This window comes from Corallococcus sp. AB030 (genome assembly GCF_003668965.1).
Taxonomy (GTDB): domain Bacteria; phylum Myxococcota; class Myxococcia; order Myxococcales; family Myxococcaceae; genus Corallococcus; species Corallococcus exiguus.
This window is the reverse complement of the sequence record NZ_RAWQ01000198.1, coordinates 1-19947: the sequence shown is the minus strand read 5'-3', so window position 1 is coordinate 19947 and position 19947 is coordinate 1. Positions and strand designations below refer to the sequence as shown.

The 19947-nt window shown below is 71.0% G+C and carries 18 protein-coding genes; 14 read left to right on the top strand and 4 right to left on the bottom strand.

Features of this window, described 5'->3' with window-relative positions:
• From infB to purB, 13 genes are all read left to right on the top strand, one after another.
• Positions 1-2519: translation initiation factor IF-2 (infB, locus tag D7Y15_RS34400; RefSeq protein ID WP_121755228.1), on the top strand; the 2519-nt coding region annotated here is incomplete at its 5' end.
• A gap of 121 nt (positions 2520-2640) precedes the next feature.
• On the top strand, positions 2641-3249 hold the full coding sequence (locus tag D7Y15_RS34395; RefSeq protein ID WP_120575728.1) for a DUF503 domain-containing protein: 609 nt from the start codon (positions 2641-2643) through the stop codon (positions 3247-3249).
• Complete coding sequence (rbfA, locus tag D7Y15_RS34390; protein ID WP_120558419.1) at positions 3246-3605, top strand: 30S ribosome-binding factor RbfA; 360 nt, start codon at positions 3246-3248, stop codon at positions 3603-3605. The genes D7Y15_RS34395 and rbfA overlap by 4 nt, the downstream gene beginning before the upstream one ends.
• Before the next feature lie 10 nt (positions 3606-3615).
• Positions 3616-4479, top strand: coding sequence for a tRNA pseudouridine(55) synthase TruB (gene truB, locus D7Y15_RS34385; protein ID WP_120575729.1), 864 nt, complete (start codon positions 3616-3618; stop codon positions 4477-4479).
• Positions 4480-4809, top strand: coding sequence for a hypothetical protein (locus tag D7Y15_RS34380; protein WP_120575730.1), 330 nt, complete (start codon positions 4480-4482; stop codon positions 4807-4809). It abuts the gene before it with no gap.
• A 125-nt stretch (positions 4810-4934) separates the two neighbouring features.
• Positions 4935-5204 (top strand): 30S ribosomal protein S15, encoded by a 270-nt coding sequence (gene rpsO, locus D7Y15_RS34375; RefSeq protein WP_120575731.1) that lies wholly within the window; start codon positions 4935-4937, stop codon positions 5202-5204.
• Between the two features lie 375 nt (positions 5205-5579).
• The gene (gene pnp, locus D7Y15_RS34370) at positions 5580-7736 is read left to right on the top strand and encodes a polyribonucleotide nucleotidyltransferase (protein WP_121755226.1); all 2157 of its coding nucleotides are present in this window, start codon (positions 5580-5582) and stop codon (positions 7734-7736) included.
• A gap of 274 nt (positions 7737-8010) precedes the next feature.
• Complete coding sequence (locus tag D7Y15_RS34365) at positions 8011-8808, top strand: hypothetical protein (protein WP_120575734.1); 798 nt, start codon at positions 8011-8013, stop codon at positions 8806-8808.
• 11 nt (positions 8809-8819) lie between these two features.
• Complete coding sequence (locus D7Y15_RS34360; protein ID WP_121755225.1) at positions 8820-9830, top strand: M23 family metallopeptidase; 1011 nt, start codon at positions 8820-8822, stop codon at positions 9828-9830.
• A 75-nt stretch (positions 9831-9905) separates the two neighbouring features.
• Positions 9906-10361, top strand: coding sequence for a dUTP diphosphatase (gene dut / locus D7Y15_RS34355; protein WP_121755224.1), 456 nt, complete (start codon positions 9906-9908; stop codon positions 10359-10361).
• Between the two features lie 113 nt (positions 10362-10474).
• On the top strand, positions 10475-13543 hold the full coding sequence (locus tag D7Y15_RS34350) for an SUMF1/EgtB/PvdO family nonheme iron enzyme (RefSeq protein WP_121755223.1): 3069 nt from the start codon (positions 10475-10477) through the stop codon (positions 13541-13543).
• Entirely contained in the window at positions 13543-14502 is a 960-nt protein-coding gene (locus D7Y15_RS34345; RefSeq protein ID WP_121755222.1) for an ABC transporter substrate-binding protein, read from the top strand. Before D7Y15_RS34350 ends, D7Y15_RS34345 begins: the two co-directional genes overlap by 1 nt.
• The gene (gene purB, locus D7Y15_RS34340) at positions 14499-15812 is read left to right on the top strand and encodes an adenylosuccinate lyase (protein WP_121755221.1); all 1314 of its coding nucleotides are present in this window, start codon (positions 14499-14501) and stop codon (positions 15810-15812) included. Before D7Y15_RS34345 ends, purB begins: the two co-directional genes overlap by 4 nt.
• Positions 15813-15839: 27 nt before the next feature.
• Here the strand turns inward: purB and D7Y15_RS34335 are convergent, their stop codons facing one another.
• Positions 15840-16796: a phosphoribosylaminoimidazolesuccinocarboxamide synthase gene (locus D7Y15_RS34335; protein ID WP_121755220.1), complete on the bottom strand. Its 957-nt coding sequence runs from the start codon at positions 16794-16796 to the stop codon at positions 15840-15842.
• Between the two features lie 78 nt (positions 16797-16874).
• Positions 16875-17465, bottom strand: coding sequence for a hypothetical protein (locus D7Y15_RS34330; protein ID WP_120599042.1), 591 nt, complete (start codon positions 17463-17465; stop codon positions 16875-16877).
• 51 nt (positions 17466-17516) lie between these two features.
• On the opposite strand from D7Y15_RS34330, the gene D7Y15_RS34325 reads away from it, so the two are divergent.
• The gene (locus D7Y15_RS34325; RefSeq protein WP_120575742.1) at positions 17517-18257 is read left to right on the top strand and encodes an RNA methyltransferase; all 741 of its coding nucleotides are present in this window, start codon (positions 17517-17519) and stop codon (positions 18255-18257) included.
• Between the two features lie 37 nt (positions 18258-18294).
• On the opposite strand, the gene D7Y15_RS34320 is transcribed toward D7Y15_RS34325, so the two are convergent.
• Positions 18295-18567 carry a vegetative protein gene (locus D7Y15_RS34320; RefSeq protein ID WP_120575743.1) on the bottom strand — a complete coding sequence of 91 codons (273 nt, stop codon included), beginning with the start codon at positions 18565-18567 and terminating at the stop codon, positions 18295-18297.
• Between the two features lie 151 nt (positions 18568-18718).
• Positions 18719-19921, bottom strand: coding sequence for a S1C family serine protease (locus tag D7Y15_RS34315; protein WP_121755227.1), 1203 nt, complete (start codon positions 19919-19921; stop codon positions 18719-18721).
• Positions 19922-19947 lie beyond the last annotated feature (26 nt).

Below are 19947 nucleotides of genomic sequence, written 5' to 3'. Positions count from 1 at the left end.
CCCCTACGCGCTCGCCGGCCCCGCCCACCGCACGGACGCCTTCTTCCACGTCGACGTCCGCGACGGTCATCTCCCGAGGTCCCGGTTACGTGCAGCGTCCGGGTTCCACGGGCGGGCGTCCTGGTGGGCCGCCGGGCAGCCGTCCGGGTGGTCCGGGTGGTCCTGGCAGCCGTCCGGGTGGTCCTGGCAGCCGTCCTGGCGCGCCCATGCAGGGCCGCCCGGGTGGGCCGCCCATGAACCGTCCGGGAGCGCCCATGCAGGCGCGTCCGGGCCAGATGGGGCCGGTGCGTCCGTCCTCGCCGCCCACGGCCGGCACGGGAGCCCCGGTGCAGCCGACCGGCCCGACCATCATGGTCGGCGGCGTCCCGCACGCCCAGGTCGCGCCCACGCCGGGTGCCCAGGCGCGCCCCACGGCCACCCAGGCCGTGGTGATTTCGCGCCCGCTCATCCAGGTCCGCCGCGTCACGCCCACCACGACCCAGGCCAAGCAGTACCCCATGGCCCCGGGCCGCACGGCGCTGGGCACGGAGAAGCGCGAGTACAAGGTCGTCCCGGATCACCTGGGTCGCGGCCGCGAGCTGGTGGACGTCTCCAAGAACAAGGAGCGTGGCCAGCGCAAGCGCACGGGTCCTGAGACGACCAGCGTGTCCAAGCAGGAGCTGTCGGACATGGTCTGGGGCCGCATCCAGATCCCCGTCCGCGGCAAGAAGCGCAAGCCCACGAAGAAGGGCGCCAAGACGCAGATCACCCAGATGGCCGAGGAGAAGAAGGTCATCAAGCTCCAGGAGGGCATCAGCGTCTCCGACCTGGGTCAGCGCATGGGTATCCGCACCGCGGAGCTCATCAAGAAGCTGATGGGCATGCAGAAGATGGCCACGGCGAACCAGATTCTGGACGCCGACACCGCGGAGCTCATCGCCACCGAATACCACTGGAAGGTCGAGCGCGTCGGCTTCGAGGTGGAGGACTACCTGCCGGAGGTCGCGGCCAAGGCCGAGGACGAGCGTCCCCGTCCGCCGGTGGTCACCATCATGGGCCACGTCGACCACGGCAAGACGAGCCTGCTGGACGCCATCCGCCAGGCCAGCGTGGCCTCGGGCGAGGCGGGCGGCATCACCCAGCACATCGGCGCGTACAGCGTGTCCACCGCGCGCGGAGACGTCACGTTCCTGGACACCCCGGGCCACGAGGCCTTCACGTCCATGCGCGCCCGTGGCGCCAACGTGACGGACATCGTGGTGCTGGTGGTGGCCGCGGACGACGGCGTGATGCCCCAGACCATCGAGGCCATCAAGCACGCCAAGCAGGCGGAAGTGCCCATCGTCGTCGCCATCAACAAGATGGACGTCCCGGGCGCCAATCCCGACCGCGTGAAGAAGGACCTCGCGAGCCAGGAACTGGTGCCGGAAGAGTGGGGCGGCGACACCATCATGGTGCCCGTCTCCGCGAAGACGAAGATGAACCTGGATCTCCTCCTGGAGAACCTGGCGCTGCAGGCGGAAGTCCTCGAGCTGACGGCGAATCCCTCCCGTCCGTCCGTGGGCGCCGTCGTGGAAGCGAAGCTGGAGCGTGGCCGCGGTCCCGTGGCCACGGTGCTGGTGCAGGAGGGCACGCTCAAGCTGGGCGACGCCATCGTCACCGGCACGCACTACGGCCGCGTCCGCGCCATGAACAACAGCCGCGGCGAGGCGGTGAAGGAAGTGAAGCCGGGCTACTGCGCGGAGGTCGTCGGCCTGTCCGGCGTGCCCACCGCGGGTGACGCCATCAACGTCGTCTCCGACGAGAAGGCGGCCAAGCAGATCGCCGACCACCGCGGCATGAAGGAGCGGCAGACGGAGCTCGGCAAGGTCAGCCGCGAGTCCCTGGAGCAGCTCTTCGCCAAGACGAAGGCGGGCGGCGGTCCCAAGGAGCTGCGCGTCATCATCAAGGCGGACGTGCAGGGCTCGGCGGAGGCCGTGCGCCAGGCGGTGGACAAGCTCACCACGCACAAGGTGCGGGTGGTCATCATCGACGCGGGCGTGGGCGCCATCACGGAGACCGACGTCATGCGCGCCGCCGCTTCCAAGGGCGTCGTGCTGGGCTTCAACGTGAAGCCGGAGTCGGGCTCGGAGGCCGCGGCCAAGGCGCAGCAGGTGACGCTGCAGAGCTACTCCATCATCTACGAGCTCATCGACGGGGTTCGCTTGGAGATGGAGGGCCTCCTGGAGCCCATCCGCACCGAGCGCAAGCTGGGCCGTGCGGAGGTGCGCAACACCTTCAACGTGCCGAAGCTGGGAACCATCGCCGGCGCGGCCGTCCTGGACGGCGTGATGAAGCGCGGCTCGTTCGTGCGCCTCATGCGCGAGAACAAGCAGCTCTTCTCCGGGAAGATGGCGTCGCTGCGCCGCTTCAAGGACGACGTGAAGGAAGTCGCGCAGGGCTTCGAGTGCGGTATCGGCATCGAGAACTTCAACGACCTCAAGGCCGGCGACATCATCGAGGCCTACGAGATCGAGGAGACCCGGCAGAGCCTCTCGTAGTCCTGGAGAGGCGCACTCGACGGACCCCGGGGAAAGGCCCCACCTTTCCCGGGGGATGGACGATGCGACGGCGCCTGGGCGTGGATGACGCGCCCGGCGGCCGTTGGCCTGGGGGACCTCTATGTTCGTCGGAGTCGCACGCCTCACCCTCCAGATTCCGGAGAGCGCCTCGCTGAAGTCCAAGCGGCAGGTGCTCCGCCGGGTGACGGACCGGGTGAAGGCCCGCTTCAACGTGGCCGTCGCGGAGGTGGACGACCAGGACCTCTGGCAGAAGGCGTCGGTGGCCCTGGCCGTGGTGGGCAACGCGCGCGGGCACGTGGATGAGCAACTGGAGAAGATCATCCACTTCATCGAAGAGATGTACGTCGCGCCGCTGATGGCCCGGGAGACGGAGATCGTCGCCTTCGGGGACACGCTCTACTCGGACAAGGGGCCGGTGGCTGGCGCCTTCCGTGCTCCGGCGAAGGTGCCGGAGCTGGAGGACGAGGACGCCCACCTGTCTCCCGAGGACGCGAACTCGCACTCGGAGGCGGCGATTGCCCGCTTCCTGCGCAGTGACCGCTCGCTGGCGGAGGCGGAGGGGCTGGGTTCGTGGGAGCAGCGGCACGAGGGCGCGGGCCCCGGGCCCGGGACTTCACGACCCACGGGTGAGGGTGGAACGCTGAATCTGGACGACGCGCGGGCCAAGGCCCGGGCGCTGCGCAACCCGCGAGATTGGGAGAAGAAATGACGACGCATTCACGACCCGAGCGCGTGGGGCAGGAAATCCAGGCGGCCATCGGCGCCCTGCTGACGCGCGGGGAATTGCGCGACCCGCGCATCGGCTTCATCACCATCACCGGCGTGAAGGTGTCGCCGGACCTGCGGGTGGCGAAGGTCTTCTATTCGATGCTGGGCACGGACCAGGAGAAGGCGGACACGCAGAAAGGCCTGGAAGCGGCCAAGGGCTTCGTGCGCCGCGAGGTGACGTCCGCGGTCAACCTGCGCGTGTCGCCGGAAATCTTCTTCGCCTTCGACGCGTCCGTGGGCGAGGGCGATAAGATCGACCGGCTCCTGCGCGAGGTGCGCGGCAAGGAAGGCTGGTAGGCCCCGCTTCATGGACGGCGTTCTCGTCATCGACAAGCCCCTGGGCCCCACGTCCTTCGACGTGGTCCGGCAGGTGCGCGGCCTGCTGAAGGTGAAGAAGGCGGGCCACACGGGCACGCTGGACCCCATGGCCACCGGTGTGCTGCCGGTGTGCCTGGGAGAGGCCACCAAGGTCGCCGGCATCATCACGGAGGGCGACAAGGCCTACGACGCCGTGGTGCGGCTGGGCGTGGAGACGGACACCCAGGACGCCCAGGGCAAGCCCACGGCGGAGGCCCCGGTGCCCCCGCTGACGGCACCGCTGCTGGAGGCGGCGCTCGCCCGGTTCCGGGGCACGTTCGACCAGGTGCCGCCCATGTACTCGGCGGTGAAGGTGGCCGGGAAGCGGCTCTACGAACTGGCACGCGCCGGGGAAGAGGTGGAGCGGGCCAGCCGCAGCGTCACCGTGCATGAGCTGGTGCTGCGCGACTTCTCCGCGGACCGGCTGACCCTGTCCGTGCGGTGCACCAAGGGGTTCTATGTGCGCACGCTGGCGTACGACCTGGGCCGCGCGCTGGGCTGCGGGGCGCACCTGGAGGCGCTCCGGCGCACCATGAGCGGCCCCTTCACGCTGGCGCGCGCGCTGCCCCTGGGGGACCTGGCGTCCCTGTCTCGCGAAGCGGTGGCCGGTCGGCTGGTGTCGCTGGCGGACGCGCTGACGGACCTGCCGGCGGTCCGGGTGACCGCGGACGAGGCCCGGCGGGTGTTGCACGGCGTCCCCGTGGAGGTCGCCCCCGTGCCCGGCCGGGTGCGGGTGCTGGGCCCGGATGACGCGCTGCTCGCCATGGCGGAAGTGGTGGGCGGACGGCTGCGTTACCAGCGGGTTTTCAACTGAGTGGCCACCCGCACCCATGACATCACCGTGAGCGTGGCCCCGGGCCTTCGCGGCGCCTTCGACGGGCGGCGCGAGCTGTCCCTGGGCGTACCCGCGACGGCGGGCATCGGCGACGTGGTGGAGGCGCTCCTGCGCTTGTATCCCCGTACCCGTCAGTTGTTGGCGGGTGATGGTGGCGAGGCGGGGGGCGCCTATCTGCACGTGGCCCTGGACGAGGCCTCGGCCCGGGAGCTCTCCCCGGGCGGAGGCGGAATTCCGGGCGGTTGCCGGTTGTACGTCTTCGCACTGTCCCGGCCCCCCAAGGGCGGACGGACAGTCGGCGAAGGTTGACCCCCCAGGGGGTGAAGCTTATAAGCGGCCCGCTCGTTAGAAGGACCATGAGGCCGGGTCTGTACCCCTCCGCGGACCCAGGCGGCACGAGCGGTCACCCCGGAGCGGGATTCAGGAAGAAGCCCATGTCGTTGCATCAGGAACGCAAGAGCGAGCTGGTCACGAAGTACCGCACCCACGAGTCCGACACCGGCTCGCCCGAGGTGCAGGTGGCGCTGCTGTCCGAGCGCATCAACATGCTCACCGAGCACTTCAAGACCCACAAGAAGGACCACCACTCCCGCCGCGGTCTGCTGAAGCTGGTCGGTCAGCGCCGCCGCATGCTGGACTACCTCAAGTCCAAGGACGTGGCGCGCTACAAGAAGCTCATCGAGGGCCTCGGCATCCGCAAGTAGTCCTCGAGCAGCACCCGGGGCGCTGGCACATCACCAGCGCCCCATGCATTTGGGCAGCACGTTTCACGGCGAAGGAGTGGGCGAGGGAGAGGTGGAGGCGGGCTCTTTTGGTTTCCGTTCAGACCGGCCGACCCGGAAGTCACGGGTGGGCGGGTGTGATCAGGGATCAAGAGGTCTGGTCCATCCCTCCGGCGCTCCGCAACGGAGCCCGTTTCCGCAGTACAGGCAGCGTTCGTCTGGCATGTGCCTGCTTCAGGCCCTGGCGACCGCTCAATCCCAGAGGGCCCCTTCCGGGCGGCTCCTGCCCCACGCACGTGGGCGGGCCGCGGCTGGCAAGGGTCCTCGCACGCGAAGCAGGCACAGAGGCCACACGACATGTTGAAGAAGAGCGTCAAGATTGGTGAGAACGAGCTGAGCATCGAGACGGGCCGCCTGGCCAAGCAGGCCGACGGTTCCGTGGTGGTCCGCTACGGCGACACCATGCTGCTCGTCACCGCGGTGAGCGCGCGGGAGAAGAAGGACATCGACTTCCTGCCCCTCACGGTGGAGTACCAGGAGAAGCTGTACTCGGCGGGCCGCATCCCGGGCAGCTACTTCAAGCGCGAGGGCCGCCTCACGGAGAAGGAGACGCTGGCCTCCCGCGTGGTGGACCGCTCCCTCCGTCCGCTGTTCCCGGAAGGCTACGCCTACGAGACGCAGGTCATCTCGTCCGTCATCTCCGCGGACCCGGAGAACGAGGGTGACATCCACGGCATCACCGGTGCCTCCGCGGCGCTGTGGGTGTCGGACATCCCGTTCAACGGCCCCATCGCGGGCATCCGCGTGGGCCGCGTGGGCGGTCAGTTCGTGGCCAACCCCACCGCCAAGCAGCGCGAGCAGAGCGACCTGGACCTCGTCATGGCGGTGAGCCGCGAGGCCATCGTGATGGTGGAGGGTGGCGCGGAAGAGGTCAGCGAGGCGGACATGGTGGCGGCGCTGGAGTTCGGCCGTCAGAACGCCCAGCCCGCGCTGGACATCCAGGACCAGCTGCGCACGGAGCTGAAGAAGCAGGTCCGCTCCTACGACAAGCCCGCCACCATCGACGAGGGCCTGCGCAACCAGGTCCGCGAGCTGGCGCTGGAGGGCGTGAAGGCCGGCTACGCCATCAAGGAGAAGGGCGCGCGCTACGAGGCGCTCTCCAAGACGAAGAAGGCGGCGGTCGCGGCGCTCAAGGAGAAGCTGGGCGCGGAGTTCACCCCGCAGGTGGAGAAGCACGCCAAGCAGGTCATCGAGGACCTGAAGTACGACCACATGCGTGAGCTCACCGTGAATGGTGGCCGCATCGGTGACCGTCCGCACAACGTGGTGCGCTCCATCACCAACGAGGTGGGCGTGCTGCCCCGCACGCACGGCAGCGCGGTCTTCACCCGCGGCGAGACGCAGGCGCTCGTGGTCGCCACGCTGGGCACCAGCGAGGACGAGCAGCGGCTGGAGCTGCTCAGCGGCCAGGCCTTCAAGCGCTTCATGCTGCACTACAACTTCCCGCCGTTCAGCGTGAACGAGACCAAGCCCCTGCGCGGCCCCGGCCGTCGCGAGGTCGGTCACGGCGCCCTGGCGGAGCGCGCGCTGCGCAACATGATTCCGGCCAGCGACTCGTTCCCGTACACCGTGCGTCTGGTGTCGGAGATCCTCGAGTCCAACGGCTCCTCGTCCATGGCCTCTGTGTGCGGTGGCACGCTGGCGCTGATGGACGCGGGCGTCCCCATCAAGGCGCCGGTGGCGGGCATCGCCATGGGCCTGGTGAAGGAGGGCGAGAAGATCGCCATCCTGTCCGACATCCTGGGTGACGAGGACCACCTGGGCGACATGGACTTCAAGGTCTGCGGCACGTCCAAGGGCATCACGTCCATCCAGATGGACATCAAGATCACCGGCCTCACCACGGAGATCATGAGCCGCGCGCTGGAGCAGGCGCGTCAGGGCCGCGTGCACATCCTTGCGGAGATGGCGAAGACGCTGGACGCGCCGCGCAAGGAGATCAGCCAGTTCGCGCCGCGCATCACGACCATCCAGATCCGTCCGGAGTTCATCAAGAACGTCATCGGGCCGGGCGGCAAGGTGATCAAGGACATCATCGCCCGCACGGGTGCCGCGATTAACATCGAGGACACCGGCCGCGTGGACATCGCCAGCGCGAACGGCGAGGCGGTGAAGGCGGCCATCGCGATGATCCAGGCGCTCACCCGCGAGGCGGAGATCGGGAAGATCTACACGGGCACCGTCCGGAAGATCGCCGAGTTCGGCGCCTTCGTGGAGCTGTTCCCGGGCACCGACGGCCTCATCCACATCTCCGAGCTGTCCGACAAGCGCGTGAAGAGCGTGTCGGACGTGCTGACCGAGGGCGACGAGGTGCTGGTGAAGGTCGTCAGCATCGACAAGACGGGCAAGATCCGCCTGTCGCGCAAGGAGGCCATGGCCGAGCGCACCGCCGCGCAGGGCACGCCCCCGGCCGCCGCCGCCCCGGCCGCCCCGACGCCGGACGCGAAGGCCTGAATCCGGCCCCCGTGTAGCGGCCCTCCGTGAGGAAGGCCGCGACCGGAAACGCCCCGTCTCCTCCCGCCTCCGGGCGCGAAGGGGCGGGGCGTTGTCATTGCGGGCCTGGGGGCTCTCCGCCCGGCGGCGGCGCACCGCTCGAACCTGTCCGACTGTCGGACAGGTTTGGCGCGCCCGAGGCGGGAGCCGGCGGTGTTTTCGTCCTGGAGGGGTGGAGGCTTAAAACCCCGGGAGGGCCTCCCGCGTTGATGGGGGACCGCCCTGGAGGCGCTGCATGCCGGTCCACCCATCCAGCTCCTCGGAGCCTTCGAGCAGCTTCCTCACGGACGTGTCCCGGTTCCTGGGGGCGTTCCGCTGGGCGTTCATGCCGCTGGGCCTGCTCGCGCTGGTCGCGGTGGGCGTGCACGCGGCGGCGGACACGCTGGATGACCGGTTGCTCACGGCTGTGGACCGGTTGGACTCCGCGTTCGATGCGTGGGTGGGCCAGTTCCCCGCGCTCGCTTCCATGGTGGATTGGGTGTCGCTGGAGACGCGCACCCGGCTGGCTCGGGGCCTGGCTTTGGCCTGGGAGCTGGCGGCGGACCTGCTCCTGGCGCTACCGGCGCTCGGCTATCGCGAGACCGAGGCGGCCCGGCCCGTGGAGCCCTGGCGTCCGGTGACGGCGTCCGCTTCGGAGGCCTCGTCGTGGAAGGCGCTGCTGCGGCGCTGTCTGCGGCGGCCCACTCCGATGCGGTGGGTGCGGCCGCTGGCCACCGCGGGCGTGGTGCTCGCGGGCGCATGCACGGTGGCCCGGCTCGTCCAGGGCACGGTGTACCTGTCGTGGCGGCCGCTGTTCGGCGACGTCGCCGCGGACTGGGCGGCCCGGGGGCTGGCGGTGGCGGCGCTGCTCGGGGTGAGCGTGTCGCTGGGCTGGCGTGCGGTGCTGCGCAACCTCCAGCACGCGGACGCGGCGTGTGAGGCGGTGGGCTCGCGGCGGGCGTGGACTCGCGGGCTCTTGGGCTGCCTCATGGTGGCGCCCCTGGGATTGGCGGCGGCTTGGGACGCGGCACCGGTGCTGTCCTTCCTTCGCTGAGGCCCTGACGCATGTTCGCTCGACGCGCCCGGGGACTCTTGGACTTCACCTTCGCGCTGCTCTGCGTCTGGTGCGCGTACCACCACACGCCCGCGGGCGCGCTCTTGCGTCGCGCTGGCGCCTGGGCCTTCAACACGCGCACCACGGCCCGGCCGCTGCTCGCGTACTACGACGGCGTGAGCGGGACGGCCGTGCCCGTGCCGGACGCGCTGCCCGCCGCGCTGCTCACCCGCGTGCCCACGAGCGCGGAGGCGCTGGCGTGGGGGACGCACGCGGCGCTGAAGGCCCTGGAGCCGAAGGCCCGCGAGCCCTCGCTCGCGCTGGCTCGTGAGCTGGGCATCGCTCCGGAGACGCTGGTGGATCCAGCGAAGGGACCGGCGGCGACGCGGCGGATGCTGGACGCGCTCGCCACGGACTTCCCGTCGGAGGAGGCGCGGGTGACGGCGGTGTTCGCCGGGCGGGTGCCCGCGCGCTTCGCGCTGGAGCGGGTGAACGCGGAGGGTGGGGCACTCAGCCTGGAGCGCCTGGCGAAGCAGCTGCCCCCCGGCTTCGAGGGCTCCTCCGTGGGCGCCGCTCAGGCGCTGGCTCTGTCCACTGCTCTGATGCTCGGGTGGCCGGTGCCGGAGAGCGCCCCGGTGACGAGCCCCTTCGGCTACCGCGTCCACCCCACGCTGCGCACGCGCCGGATGCACACGGGAGTGGACCTGGCGGTGCGCTCGGGCACGACGGTGACGGCGGTGGCCGCGGGCGTGGTGCGCCGCGCGAGCGAGGACTCCGTCAACGGCCGCGTGCTGGTGCTGGACCACGGGCGGGGTGTGACGACGGCGTACTGTCACAACTCGGAGCTGCTGGTGAAGGCGGGCACGCGGGTGGAGAAGGGGCAGGCCATCGCGCTGTCGGGCAGTACCGGCCGGTCCACCGGGCCACACCTGCATTACCAGCTGGAGCTGGCCGCTCGGCCGGTGGACCCGTTCGGGTTCCGCACCGCGCTGCGCATGGCGGACGGCGCGACCGAGCTGTGACAGGCCGGCCACACGACCCGTGACGTCGCCGCCAGGAAGTAGAGGGGGGCCGGGGTGCGTGTTACGGCGGAGGGCATGGACCCCTCGCTGACCGTCCCCGTGCGCCGGGTGCGCTCGCATCCGGACCCGCTGCCCCTGCCGCGCCATGAGACGGAGCTGGCCGCCGGGCTGGACCTTCGGGCGGACATCGATGGCGAGCGGGTGCTCCAGCCCTTGGAGCGGATGGCCGTCCCCACCGGGCTGGCCTTCGCGCTGCCTCCGGGCTTCGAGGGCCAGGTGCGACCCCGCTCGGGGCTGGCGCTCCGGCACGGGGTGACGTGCCTCAACTCCCCCGGGACGGTGGACGCGGACTACCGGGGGGAGGTGCAGGTGCTGCTCGTGAACCTGTCCAACACTCCCTTCACCCTGCGTCGGGGCGACCGGGTGGCCCAGCTGGTGGTGGCCCCCGTGACGGCCACAGTCCTGCGGGAGGTGGAGGTGCTGGAGGTGACTTCCCGGGGGGACGGAGGTTTCGGGTCCACCGGCCGCTAGGGCCCGGCGCGCAACGTCGTTCCTCAACGGCCTCGGAGCGGGCAGAATGGAGCCCCCCGGTCGTCCACCGGGGGGGTCGCCCCCCCGCGGCCCCGTTCCGGAGTTTCACTGCTTTGCTCTGCTACCGCTGCGGCAGCCATGTCCCTGATACGAGTGAAACCTGCGCCACGTGTGGCCAGAAGTTCGACGCGGCCGCGCGTCAGGCAGCGGGGGCGGCGCGCAAGCGAGGCACGGAAGGCGCGCCGTACAAGCCGGGCGACGTCGTCGCTGACCGTTACGCCATCCAGGAAGTCGTAGGGGCGGGGCCTCTGGGCTTCGTCTTCCGCGCGCAGGACCAGGCCATTGACGTGGAGGTGGCGCTGAAGGTCATCCAGCCCCGGCTGGTGCAGCAGCCGGAGGAGCGCACGCAGTTCGCGCTGTCCATGCGGGTGGGCAAGAAGCTCAACCACCCCAACCTGGTGCGCGTGTACGAGGAGGGCGTGGACGGGGACCGGCCCTTCTTCACCATGCAGCTGCTGGAAGGGCTCTCGCTGCGCCGGATGATGGAGCAGCGCGCGGCGAAGGGGCAGCTGTTCACGCTGAAGGAAGTGGAGCCGCTGCTGGCGCAGATGGCGGCGGCGCTGGACGGGGCGCACCGCTTCGGGCCGCACTCGGACGTGAAGCCGGAGAACGTCTTCGTCCTGCCGGACCTGTTGAAGGTATCGGACTACGGGCTGGGGCTCGCGGTGCCGCACCTGCCCTTCGTGCAGGCGCAGAAGGGGCACCGGGCGGCGGCGTACATCGCCCCCGAGTACGTGAATGGCGCGGAGCTGGACACGCGCATGGACGTGTACTCGTTGGGCGTGTTGATGGGGGAGATGGTGACGGGCCTCCTGCCGGAGGACGGCGGAGTTCCCGAGGTGTCGGTGCGGCATCCGGACCTGCCGCCCGCGTTCGAGTCCCTCTACCGGCGCGCGCTCAACGTGAACCCGCTGGCCCGTCCGAAGTCGGGCGGTGATCTGCACGCGGAGTTCGCGGCGCTGGTGCATCGGCACCCGGCCGCGGCGTCGAGGCAGCGCGCGATGCCCGCGTCGGGCGCACTGCCGCCGTCCGCGGTGGCCGCGCGCGCGGCGAACAAGCCGCTGCCGCCGGTGCCCACGGGCATGATGCCGGTGGCGAGCGCGCCCACGCCGGCCGCGCCCATCCCGGCGGTGGACGACTCGCCTCCGCCGGATGCGACGCAGCCGCTGGACGCGGCGACGCTGGCGGCCATCCTGGGCTCGAACGCGCAGGCGCTGGACTACATCACGGGGCCGGAAGCGCGCTCCGTGTCCGACGCGGCGACGCAGCAGGAGATGCGCGCGGTGGCGCCGGCGGGCCGCAAGGGTGCGGAGGCGGCGGCGCAGGACCCTCGGCTCCTGGGGCAGGCCCCCGACGGGGCGACGCAGCAGGAGGTCCGTGCGGCTTCGCGCCCGGCGGATGAACCGCGCGCGGCTCCGGCCAAGGCCGCCGAGCCGGTGATGCGCATCTTCGCGAAGGCGGAGGAGCCGTCGTTCCCGGCGGATCCTCGCGGCGCCCGCTCCGCGGAGGGCGCGTCCGAGGCGCGGTCCGCTGCCCGTGGAGGCGGTGAGTCCTCTTCCAGCGACGGGCGCTCCAATGGTCGGGGTGAAGCCGCCGTGGGCGAGGGGCGCTCCGGTCGCGGTGAAGCCTCGTCGGGCGACCTTCGCTCCAACGGTCGGGGTGAAGCGTCCGGCGACGGGCGCTCCGGTCGCGGTGAAGCCTCGTCCGGCGATGGACGCTCGGGTCGCGGCGAATCGTCCAGTGACGGGCGCTCCGGTCGCGGCGAGTCCTCCTCGGGCAACCTCGGGTCCAACGGTCGCGGTGAAGCTGCATCGGGCGAGGGCCGCTCCAACGGCCGTGGCGAGGCCGCCGCTGGCGACGCGCGCTCCAATGGTCGCGGTGAAGCCGCCCTGAGTGACGAGCGCTCCGGTCGCGGTGAGTCCTCGTCGGGCGGCGGACGCTCCGGTCGCGGCGGTGAGGCGTCCTCCGACAGCCGGTCCAGCAATCGCAACGCGGATGCATCCGCCACGGAGTCACGGTCCGGCCGTAACTCCGACGACGACGAACCCTCGGAGTCCCGTTCCTCCAGCCGCGGTGGCCGCAACCCTCGAGCCTCGGGCGCGGTGTCGTCGGTGAACTCGCGCGGCTCGGACCCCTCGGGTCCCCGCGCCCCGCGAGCCTCGGCGGCCCAGGGCGCGGTCCGCGCTTCTGGCGTTCACGGCGAGAACTCCACGGGCGGCCGCTCGCGCAAGGGCGAACCCCCGCCGGAAGTGTCGGGTGTCCGCTCCTCGGCGCGCCGGCTGCCGCCTTCCACCTCCGGCCTGCACACGCTTCCCACGACGCGGGCCACGCAGGCGAAGCCGGTCCGCTCCGGCCCCAGTTCGATGGTGTGGATGATCATCCTCGCGGTTGCCGGCATCGCGCTGGGCGCGGGCGGTGGCTACCTCTACCTGCGCCTGCGCCAGGCCCAGGCCGCGAAGAACAGCCCCACGCCCGCTACGCCCGGGACCGCCGCCGCGGGGGACGGCATCCTGGCCACGGGCTCCTGTCCGGCTGGCATGCGCCTGGTGAGCGGCGGCAGCTTCAAGATGGGCTCGTCCCCGGAGGACCTGCAGGCGTCCGGCTCCTCCGACGAAATGCCCATGGCCAGCGTCACGGTGAACTCGTTCTGCGTCGACGAATTCGAGTTTCCCAACCAGGCCGGCCGCAAGCCCCGCGTCTCCGCGACGTGGCTCGACGCGAAGGCCGCCTGCGAAGGACTCGGCAAGCGGCTGTGCTCGGAGGAGGAGTGGGAGAAGGCCTGCAAGGGCCCTGGCAACGCGCGCTTCTCCACCGGCGAAGAGCAGGTCCAGACGGCCTGCAACACCGGCACGACGGATGCGACCGCGACGCACACCCTGGCGCAGTCCGGAGCCCAACATGCCTGCCACTCCGGCTACGGCGTGGCGGACCTCTCCGGCAACGTCGCCGAGTGGACCGCCTCCAAGTCCCCCAACTCCAACCCCAACGCCGAGGAGCTGCTCATCAAGGGCGGCGCCTTCGACACGGCCGGCGACACTGCCCGCTGCTCCGCGCGCCGCCGGAGTGCTCCGACGTTGAAGGCCGCGAACGTGGGCTTCCGCTGCTGCCAAGACGCGCCGTGATGACGACGCTCCGGAGGCTCGCGCTCCTCACGCTCCTCCTGCCCGTCGTCGCCCTCGCGCAGGCGTCATCGCGCAGTCCTGTCCGGCCTCGCGTGGTGGCCGTGAAGTCCTCAATCCTGGCGCCGTACGCCTCCTTCCTCGCCGGCTTCACGTCCGAGGCCCGCGCGGACGTCACCGAGCTGACCCTGGAGGAAAGCCCCACGGAGGCCGCGCGCGTCTTCAAGTCGCTGGCCGCGCAGAAGCCCGCGCTGGTGCTCGCCCTGGGGCCGCTGGCCGCCAACGCCGCGCGCCGCTCGCTGGGCGAGGACGTGCCCGTGCTCTTCGCCATGGTGCCGTACCACGAGAAGTACGGCCTGGAGGCTTCCAACGTCACCGGCATCGCGCTCACCAGTGACTTCGGGCCGGAGCTGGCCGCGCTCAAGGCCGTGGCTCCCGGCGCGAAGCGCGTGGGCATCCTGCATGACCCGCGCTCCTCGGCGGGCGCGGTGGCGCAGGCCCGCTCCGCTGGCGCTGGCCTGGGGCTCACCATCGTCCCGCTGGCCGTGGAGGCGCAGGAGCGCGTGGGCGAGGTGCTGGAGGGCGCGGCGGGGAAGGTCGACGGCCTCCTGATGGTTGCGGACAAGACCGTGGGCAACGCTTCCGTCGTCCAGGCGCTCATCGCCTTCAGTGCCTCTCGCAAGGTGCCGCTGGTGGCGCTCACGGCCAGCCAGGTGAAGGAGGGCGCGACGCTGGCCCTCTCGCCGGCCCCGCTGGCGCTCGGTCAGCAGGCGGGGAGGCTGGCGAATCGCATCATCCTCGAGAAGGTCGACCCCGGCGCGCTGGCGGTGGCGCGGCCCGAAGGCCTGGACCTCTCGTTCAACGTCACCGCCGCGAAGAAGTCAGGTCCGTCCTGTGACGTCGCGCTGGAAGTGCTCCGGTTCGCGGCGCGCCGGGACTTTGCCGTGAAGGTCTACGAGTGATTCCACGCTACAGCCGTCCCGAAATGGCCTCCCTCTGGTCCGACGTCGCCCGCTACCGCCGCTGGCGCGACGTGGAGCTCGCCGCGCTGGAGGGCATGGTCGCGCAAGGCCTCGCTCCCAAGGATGCGCTGGCGGACTGCCTCGCCCGCGCCGGTGACTTCACCGAAGCGGACGCCGCGCGCATCGAGGAGATTGAGCGCACCACCAAGCACGACGTCATCGCCTTCCTCACCTTCGTGGAGGAGCGCGTGGGCCCCAGCGCCCGCTGGCTGCACCTGGGCATGACGTCGTCGGACGTGCTGGACACGTCGCTGGGCCTCACCCTGCGCGACTCCGTGGACCTGCTCCTGAAGGGCATGGACCGCGTGATGGCCGCGGTGGAGAAGCGCGCCTTCGAGCACAAGCACACGCTGCAGATGGGCCGCAGCCACGGCATCCACGCGGAGCCCATCACCTTCGGGCACAAGCTGGCCATCTGGTACGACGAGCTGCGGCGGGGCCGCACGCGCCTTCAGCACGCGCGAGACACCATCGCCGTGGGCAAGATTTCCGGCGCGGTGGGCACGTTCGCGCACCTGCCGCCGTCCGTGGAGGAGCACGTCTGCCAGAAGCTGGGCCTCACGCCCGCGCCCGCCTCCAGCCAGGTGGTGCAGCGCGACCGGCACGCGGAGTTCTTCACCGCCATCGCCCTCGTCGGCGCGAGCCTGGAGAAGTTCGCCGTCGAAATCCGCCACCTCCAGCGCACGGAGGTGCGCGAGGCGGAGGAGCCCTTCACGCCGGGACAGAAGGGGAGCAGCGCCATGCCGCACAAGCGCAACCCCATCCTGTCGGAGAACCTCACGGGCCTGGCGCGCTTGCTTCGCGGCTACGCGGTGAGCGCCATGGAGGACGTGGCGCTGTGGCATGAGCGGGACATCTCGCACTCGTCGGTGGAGCGCGTGATTGGTCCGGACGCCACCGTCCTGCTGGACTTCATGCTCCACCGCTTCGCGGGCCTGGTGGAGAACATGCGCGTCTACCCGGAGCAGATGAAGAAGAACCTGGACCTGCTGGGCGGCGTGGTGAACTCGCAGCGCCTGCTGCTGGAGCTCGCGCGCAAGGGCATGGACCGGCAGGCCGCGTACGTCGTCGTCCAGCGCAACGCGATGAGGATGTTCGAGGAGGGCGTGGACTTCCGGCAGGCCCTGCTGAACGACGCGGACCTGCTCAAGATGATGACGCCCGAGGAGGTCTCCGACTGCTTCTCCCCGGGCTACCACACGCGCCAGATGGACGCGGTGTTCCAGCGCGTCTTCGGCCGCGCCAGCTGAAGCGCCGCGCGGCCTCGGGCGAGGGGCTTACAGGTAGCCCTTCGCCCGCAGGTGCTCTTCGATGCGCGCATGCACGTCCCCGGGCGTCAGCACCAGGGACGTGCCGGTGATGCGCTCGTAGGCGGCCACGTACTTGGTGGCCAGGTCCACGCGCACGTCATCCGGGATGGCGGGCAGCGCGCCGTGGCCGGAGAAGTTCCGCTCGCGGATGAGCCACTGGCGGATGTTCTCCTTGTCCAACATCTTCTGGTCCTCGCCCTTGGCGAAGCGCGCTTCGTACTCGTCCGCCACCCAGTAGCGGCTGGAGTCCGGGGTGTGCATCTCGTCGATGACGTAGAGCTCGTCGCCCACCTTCCCGAACTCGTACTTCGTATCCACCAGGATGAGGCCGCGCGTGCGCGCCCACTTCTGGCCCTCCTGGAACAGACCCCGGGCGGCCTCCGTGATGCGGGCCCAGTCGCGCGGCGTGGCCAGCCCGCGCGCAAGAATCTCCGCCTCGGAGATGGGCTCGTCGTGCTTGCCGTACTCGGCCTTGGTGGACGGCGTGAGGATGGGCGCTTCGAACGCGCTGTCCTTGCGGAGGCCTTCCGCGAAGGGCACCCCGTAGGCGGTGTGCGTGCCCTTCTCGTAGTCACGCCACAGGCTGCCCGTGAGGTAGCCGCGCACCACCACCTCCACGGAGTAGGGCTGGCAGGCTCGCGCCACGGTGACGTTCGCGTCGGGCACGTCCAGCACGTGGTTGGGGACGATGTGCTTCGTGCGGTCGAACCAGAAGGCCGCCAGGCGGTTGAGCACCTCGCCCTTGAAGGGGATGGTGGTGAGCACGTGGTCGAACGCGGAGAGGCGGTCGCTCGTCACGAGGATGAGCGTGTCGCCCTTGCGGTACGTGTCGCGAACCTTGCCCTTGTAGGGCGTGCCGAGCGACGGCAGGTCCGTCTGGCGAAGCGTGTGGGTGAGTTGCGCGTGGAGGGCGGAGGTGTTCACGTCGGAGGCGCCTCGCGGCCCCGGCCACTGACCGCCGGGAAGGGGCGGGAGCGGGGCCAGCTCATGAGGCGCGCGACTCTACTGGAGGCCCGCCGTCATGGAAGCAGGACCGTAGGCCGTTGCCAGGTAGAGGAACGCCGGGTTGATGCGCAGGATGCCGTCCACGTAGGCGACCGCGTACGGCGCGCCCGCGGCCCGGTCCACCCGCACCGCGCCCTCCGGCTGGATGCCCCAGAGTGCCAGCAGCGTGCGCGCCACCAGCTCCGCGGCCTCGCGCTCCGACAGGCCCTGCAGGCTCTCCCGCCGGTCCTCCGGCCAACGGTCGCCCGTCCGCGCGTCGAAGACGAACTGGAGGCCGCTGCCCGCGTCCGGCGGCTGGAGCAGGTCCGCGCGGGGCTCGAAGCCCGGCGCCGCGACGAACTCGTTGCCCTGGATGATGGGGAAGAGCGCCACGCCCTGCGCGGACTGCCCGGCCTGCTGCTCCGACTGGCGGGCGATGTCCCGGAAGAGCTCCAGGCGGACGGACGGGGACTCGAACTCCACCACCTCTGGCGAGCTGCTCAGCGCCTGCCGCGCCGTGAGCGAGGAGCGCACGGGCGCACCCGTGCCATCACACGCGGTGGTGAGCAGGGACAGCGACAGGAGCAGGCCAGGGACCCAGCGACGCATCAACGGGAATATACCGATCACGCCGACGCACCACCAGCTAAACTCCGGTGCATGCGACCAGGTGCGGAGCTGACTGTCGTCCTTCATCAGACCCGTTCACCCGACAACCTCGGTGCTGTCTGCCGGGTCATGGCGAACTTCGGTTTCGAACGTCTCATCCTCTCGGAGCCCGTGGTCCAGGACTTCAGCCTGGCGGAGCGGATGGCCGTGAAGAGCGGCCACATCCTTTCGGGGATGCGCGTCGCACCCACCCTGGCGGAGGCCCTGGAGGACTGTGTGTACGTGGTGGGCACCACGTCGCGCACCCAGGTGGTGAAGCGCGCCCCCCTGACGCCGGAGGACGCGGCGCGGCGGCTGGCGGAGGAGAGCACGCGGGGGCGGGTGGCGCTCCTGTTCGGCGGGGAGCAGCGCGGGCTGTCCGACGAGGACCTCACCCACTGCCAGGACCTGCTCGTCATCCCCACGTCGGACGTGCAGCCGTCCATGAACCTGGCGCAGTCCTCCGCGGTGCTGCTGTACCTCTGCCACCGGCAGGGGCTCACGTCAGCGCCCGTGCTGCCTCAGGAGGAGGAGGCCGGCGCGCGGCTGGGGACGCTCAACGCGCTGAGCGGGCGCATGCGCGCGGCGATGCTGGCGGCGGACTTCCTCAACCCGGAGGCGCCGCAGCACGTGCTGCACGAACTGGAGCGGACGTTGATGCGTGCGCGGTTGACCCAGCGAGAGGCGGAGCTGTGGCTCAACGCCTTCAAGCATCTGGGCCGCGCGGTGGCGCCGGGGACTCCCCGCGAGTGAGGCGGGGGGCCGGCGCCACGCGAACAGCCGGGGCGACTTAAGCCGCCGCTTCCTTCTTGTAGGTCTCGGCGAAGTGCTTCTCGCACAGACCGGCCTTGGGGCCGACCTTGGCGCGGCACTCCGGCTTGGAGCACACGCGGTAGCGCGTGTGGGGCAGCTCGCCCTGGCGCCACTTCTTGAAGTGGAAGAAGCAGTAGCTCTTGGCGCGGTAGGGGCGCTTGCAGCCCTCCACGGTGCACGCCTTCTTGCCGTTGCCCTTGGCGGTGCGCGGCCAATGGGTGGGCTTCGTCGTCTGGGTGGCCTCGGCCATGGTACGGACTCTCCTGCGAATCGATGCTTGGAAGACCCGTGACGCCACCCGGGGGTGGATCCGCCACGATGTGAAGGCGGACGGTGTATCGCCGGGTTTCGCGGAACGCAAGGAGCCTGGAGACCCGCCAGGGCCCTGGAGGCCCCATCCGTCAGGGGGCGGCCAGGCCGTCCTCGGCCTTGGGAATGCCTCCGGACCGTCCGGATTGGGTGCGCGGCACCGGGGAGAGCAACTCCTCCAGCACGGAGCGGGCGCCGGCTGCGCGCTCGCCTGGCGTGCCACCCGAGGCCAGCGTGGACGGCGCCGACTCCACCAGGGGCAGGTCCTCCAGCTTCACCTTCAGTGTCACGGGGCGGCCCAGCCGGCGCAGCTGCAGCCGGATGTGCTGGCCCACGCCGCGCGCGGCCACCTGCCAGCGCAGCGTGTGCGCCCGCGCCACGGACAGCCGGTCCATGTTCAGGATGACGTCCCCGGTGCGCAGGCCCGCGCGGGCGGCGGGGCCGTCCTCCACCACGTCCGTCACCACCACGCCCCGGCCTCGCGGGTTCAGGTTGAACGCCTGCGCCACCTCCGGGGAGAAGTCCTGCACGCTGATGCCCATCCACCCGCGGCGCATGCGCCCGTGGGCCTTGAGCTGCGGAATCACCGTCTTCGCGATGTCGATGGGGATGGCGAACCCGATGCCCTGGCCGGACACGTTGACGGCGTTGGCCACCGCCACCACGTCGCCGTGCAAGTCGAGCACCGGCCCGCCGGAGTTGCCCGGGTTGATGGAGGCGTCCATCTGCAGGTAGTCGAAGTCGCCGTCGCGGCCGTTGGGGGTCACGTCCGTGCGGCCCACGTAGCTCACCACGCCCACCGTCACGGAGTGCGCCAGGCCGAACGGGTTGCCGATGACGACCACCCAGTCCGCGATGCCCACGTGGGACGCGGACGCGAGCTTCAGCACCGGCAGCTTCCGGGGCGCGTCCACCTTGAGGAGCGCGCAGTCCGTGCGCTCGTCCTCGCCCACCACCGTGGCGGGGAACTCCTCCACGTAGCCGTTGGCGCTGCGGATGGAGATGGTGACCTCCGAGGCCCCGTCCACCACGTGCGCGCTGGTGAGGATGTAGCCGTCCGGATGGATGATGAACCCGGAGCCGATGCCGCGCTGGGGCTCCTCGCCCGGAGCCACCTCCGCGAGGTCCTGGCGCGTGGTGATGGACACCACGGCCGGCATCGCCTTGCGGGCCACTTCACTGATGTTGGAGTGCTGCCGGGAGACGGCGCGGTTCTGCGCCTCCAGCCACAACTTGCCGGGCGTGCGTGCCGCGGCGCTGCCCGCTGTCCCCAGCGCGCACGCCAGCACCGCCACCCTGATGCCGCCCCCGAACCGCGACC

What these genes read in the sequence shown, in the direction of transcription:
- D7Y15_RS34365 (WP_120575734.1), top strand. Translation starts at nt 8,011, where the DNA reads ATGCCGGTCCACCCATCCAGCTCCTCGGAGCCTTCGAGCAGCTTCCTC.
- truB (WP_120575729.1), top strand. Translation starts at nt 3,616, where the DNA reads ATGGACGGCGTTCTCGTCATCGACAAGCCCCTGGGCCCCACGTCCTTC.
- D7Y15_RS34360 (WP_121755225.1), top strand. Translation starts at nt 8,820, where the DNA reads ATGTTCGCTCGACGCGCCCGGGGACTCTTGGACTTCACCTTCGCGCTG.
- D7Y15_RS34395 (WP_120575728.1), top strand. Translation starts at nt 2,641, where the DNA reads ATGTTCGTCGGAGTCGCACGCCTCACCCTCCAGATTCCGGAGAGCGCC.
- D7Y15_RS34345 (WP_121755222.1), top strand. Translation starts at nt 13,543, where the DNA reads ATGACGACGCTCCGGAGGCTCGCGCTCCTCACGCTCCTCCTGCCCGTC.
- pnp (WP_121755226.1), top strand. Translation starts at nt 5,580, where the DNA reads ATGTTGAAGAAGAGCGTCAAGATTGGTGAGAACGAGCTGAGCATCGAG.
- rbfA (WP_120558419.1), top strand. Translation starts at nt 3,246, where the DNA reads ATGACGACGCATTCACGACCCGAGCGCGTGGGGCAGGAAATCCAGGCG.
- dut (WP_121755224.1), top strand. Translation starts at nt 9,906, where the DNA reads ATGGACCCCTCGCTGACCGTCCCCGTGCGCCGGGTGCGCTCGCATCCG.
- D7Y15_RS34320 (WP_120575743.1), bottom strand. Translation starts at nt 18,567, where the DNA reads ATGGCCGAGGCCACCCAGACGACGAAGCCCACCCATTGGCCGCGCACC.
- rpsO (WP_120575731.1), top strand. Translation starts at nt 4,935, where the DNA reads ATGTCGTTGCATCAGGAACGCAAGAGCGAGCTGGTCACGAAGTACCGC.
- D7Y15_RS34325 (WP_120575742.1), top strand. Translation starts at nt 17,517, where the DNA reads ATGCGACCAGGTGCGGAGCTGACTGTCGTCCTTCATCAGACCCGTTCA.
- D7Y15_RS34330 (WP_120599042.1), bottom strand. Translation starts at nt 17,465, where the DNA reads ATGCGTCGCTGGGTCCCTGGCCTGCTCCTGTCGCTGTCCCTGCTCACC.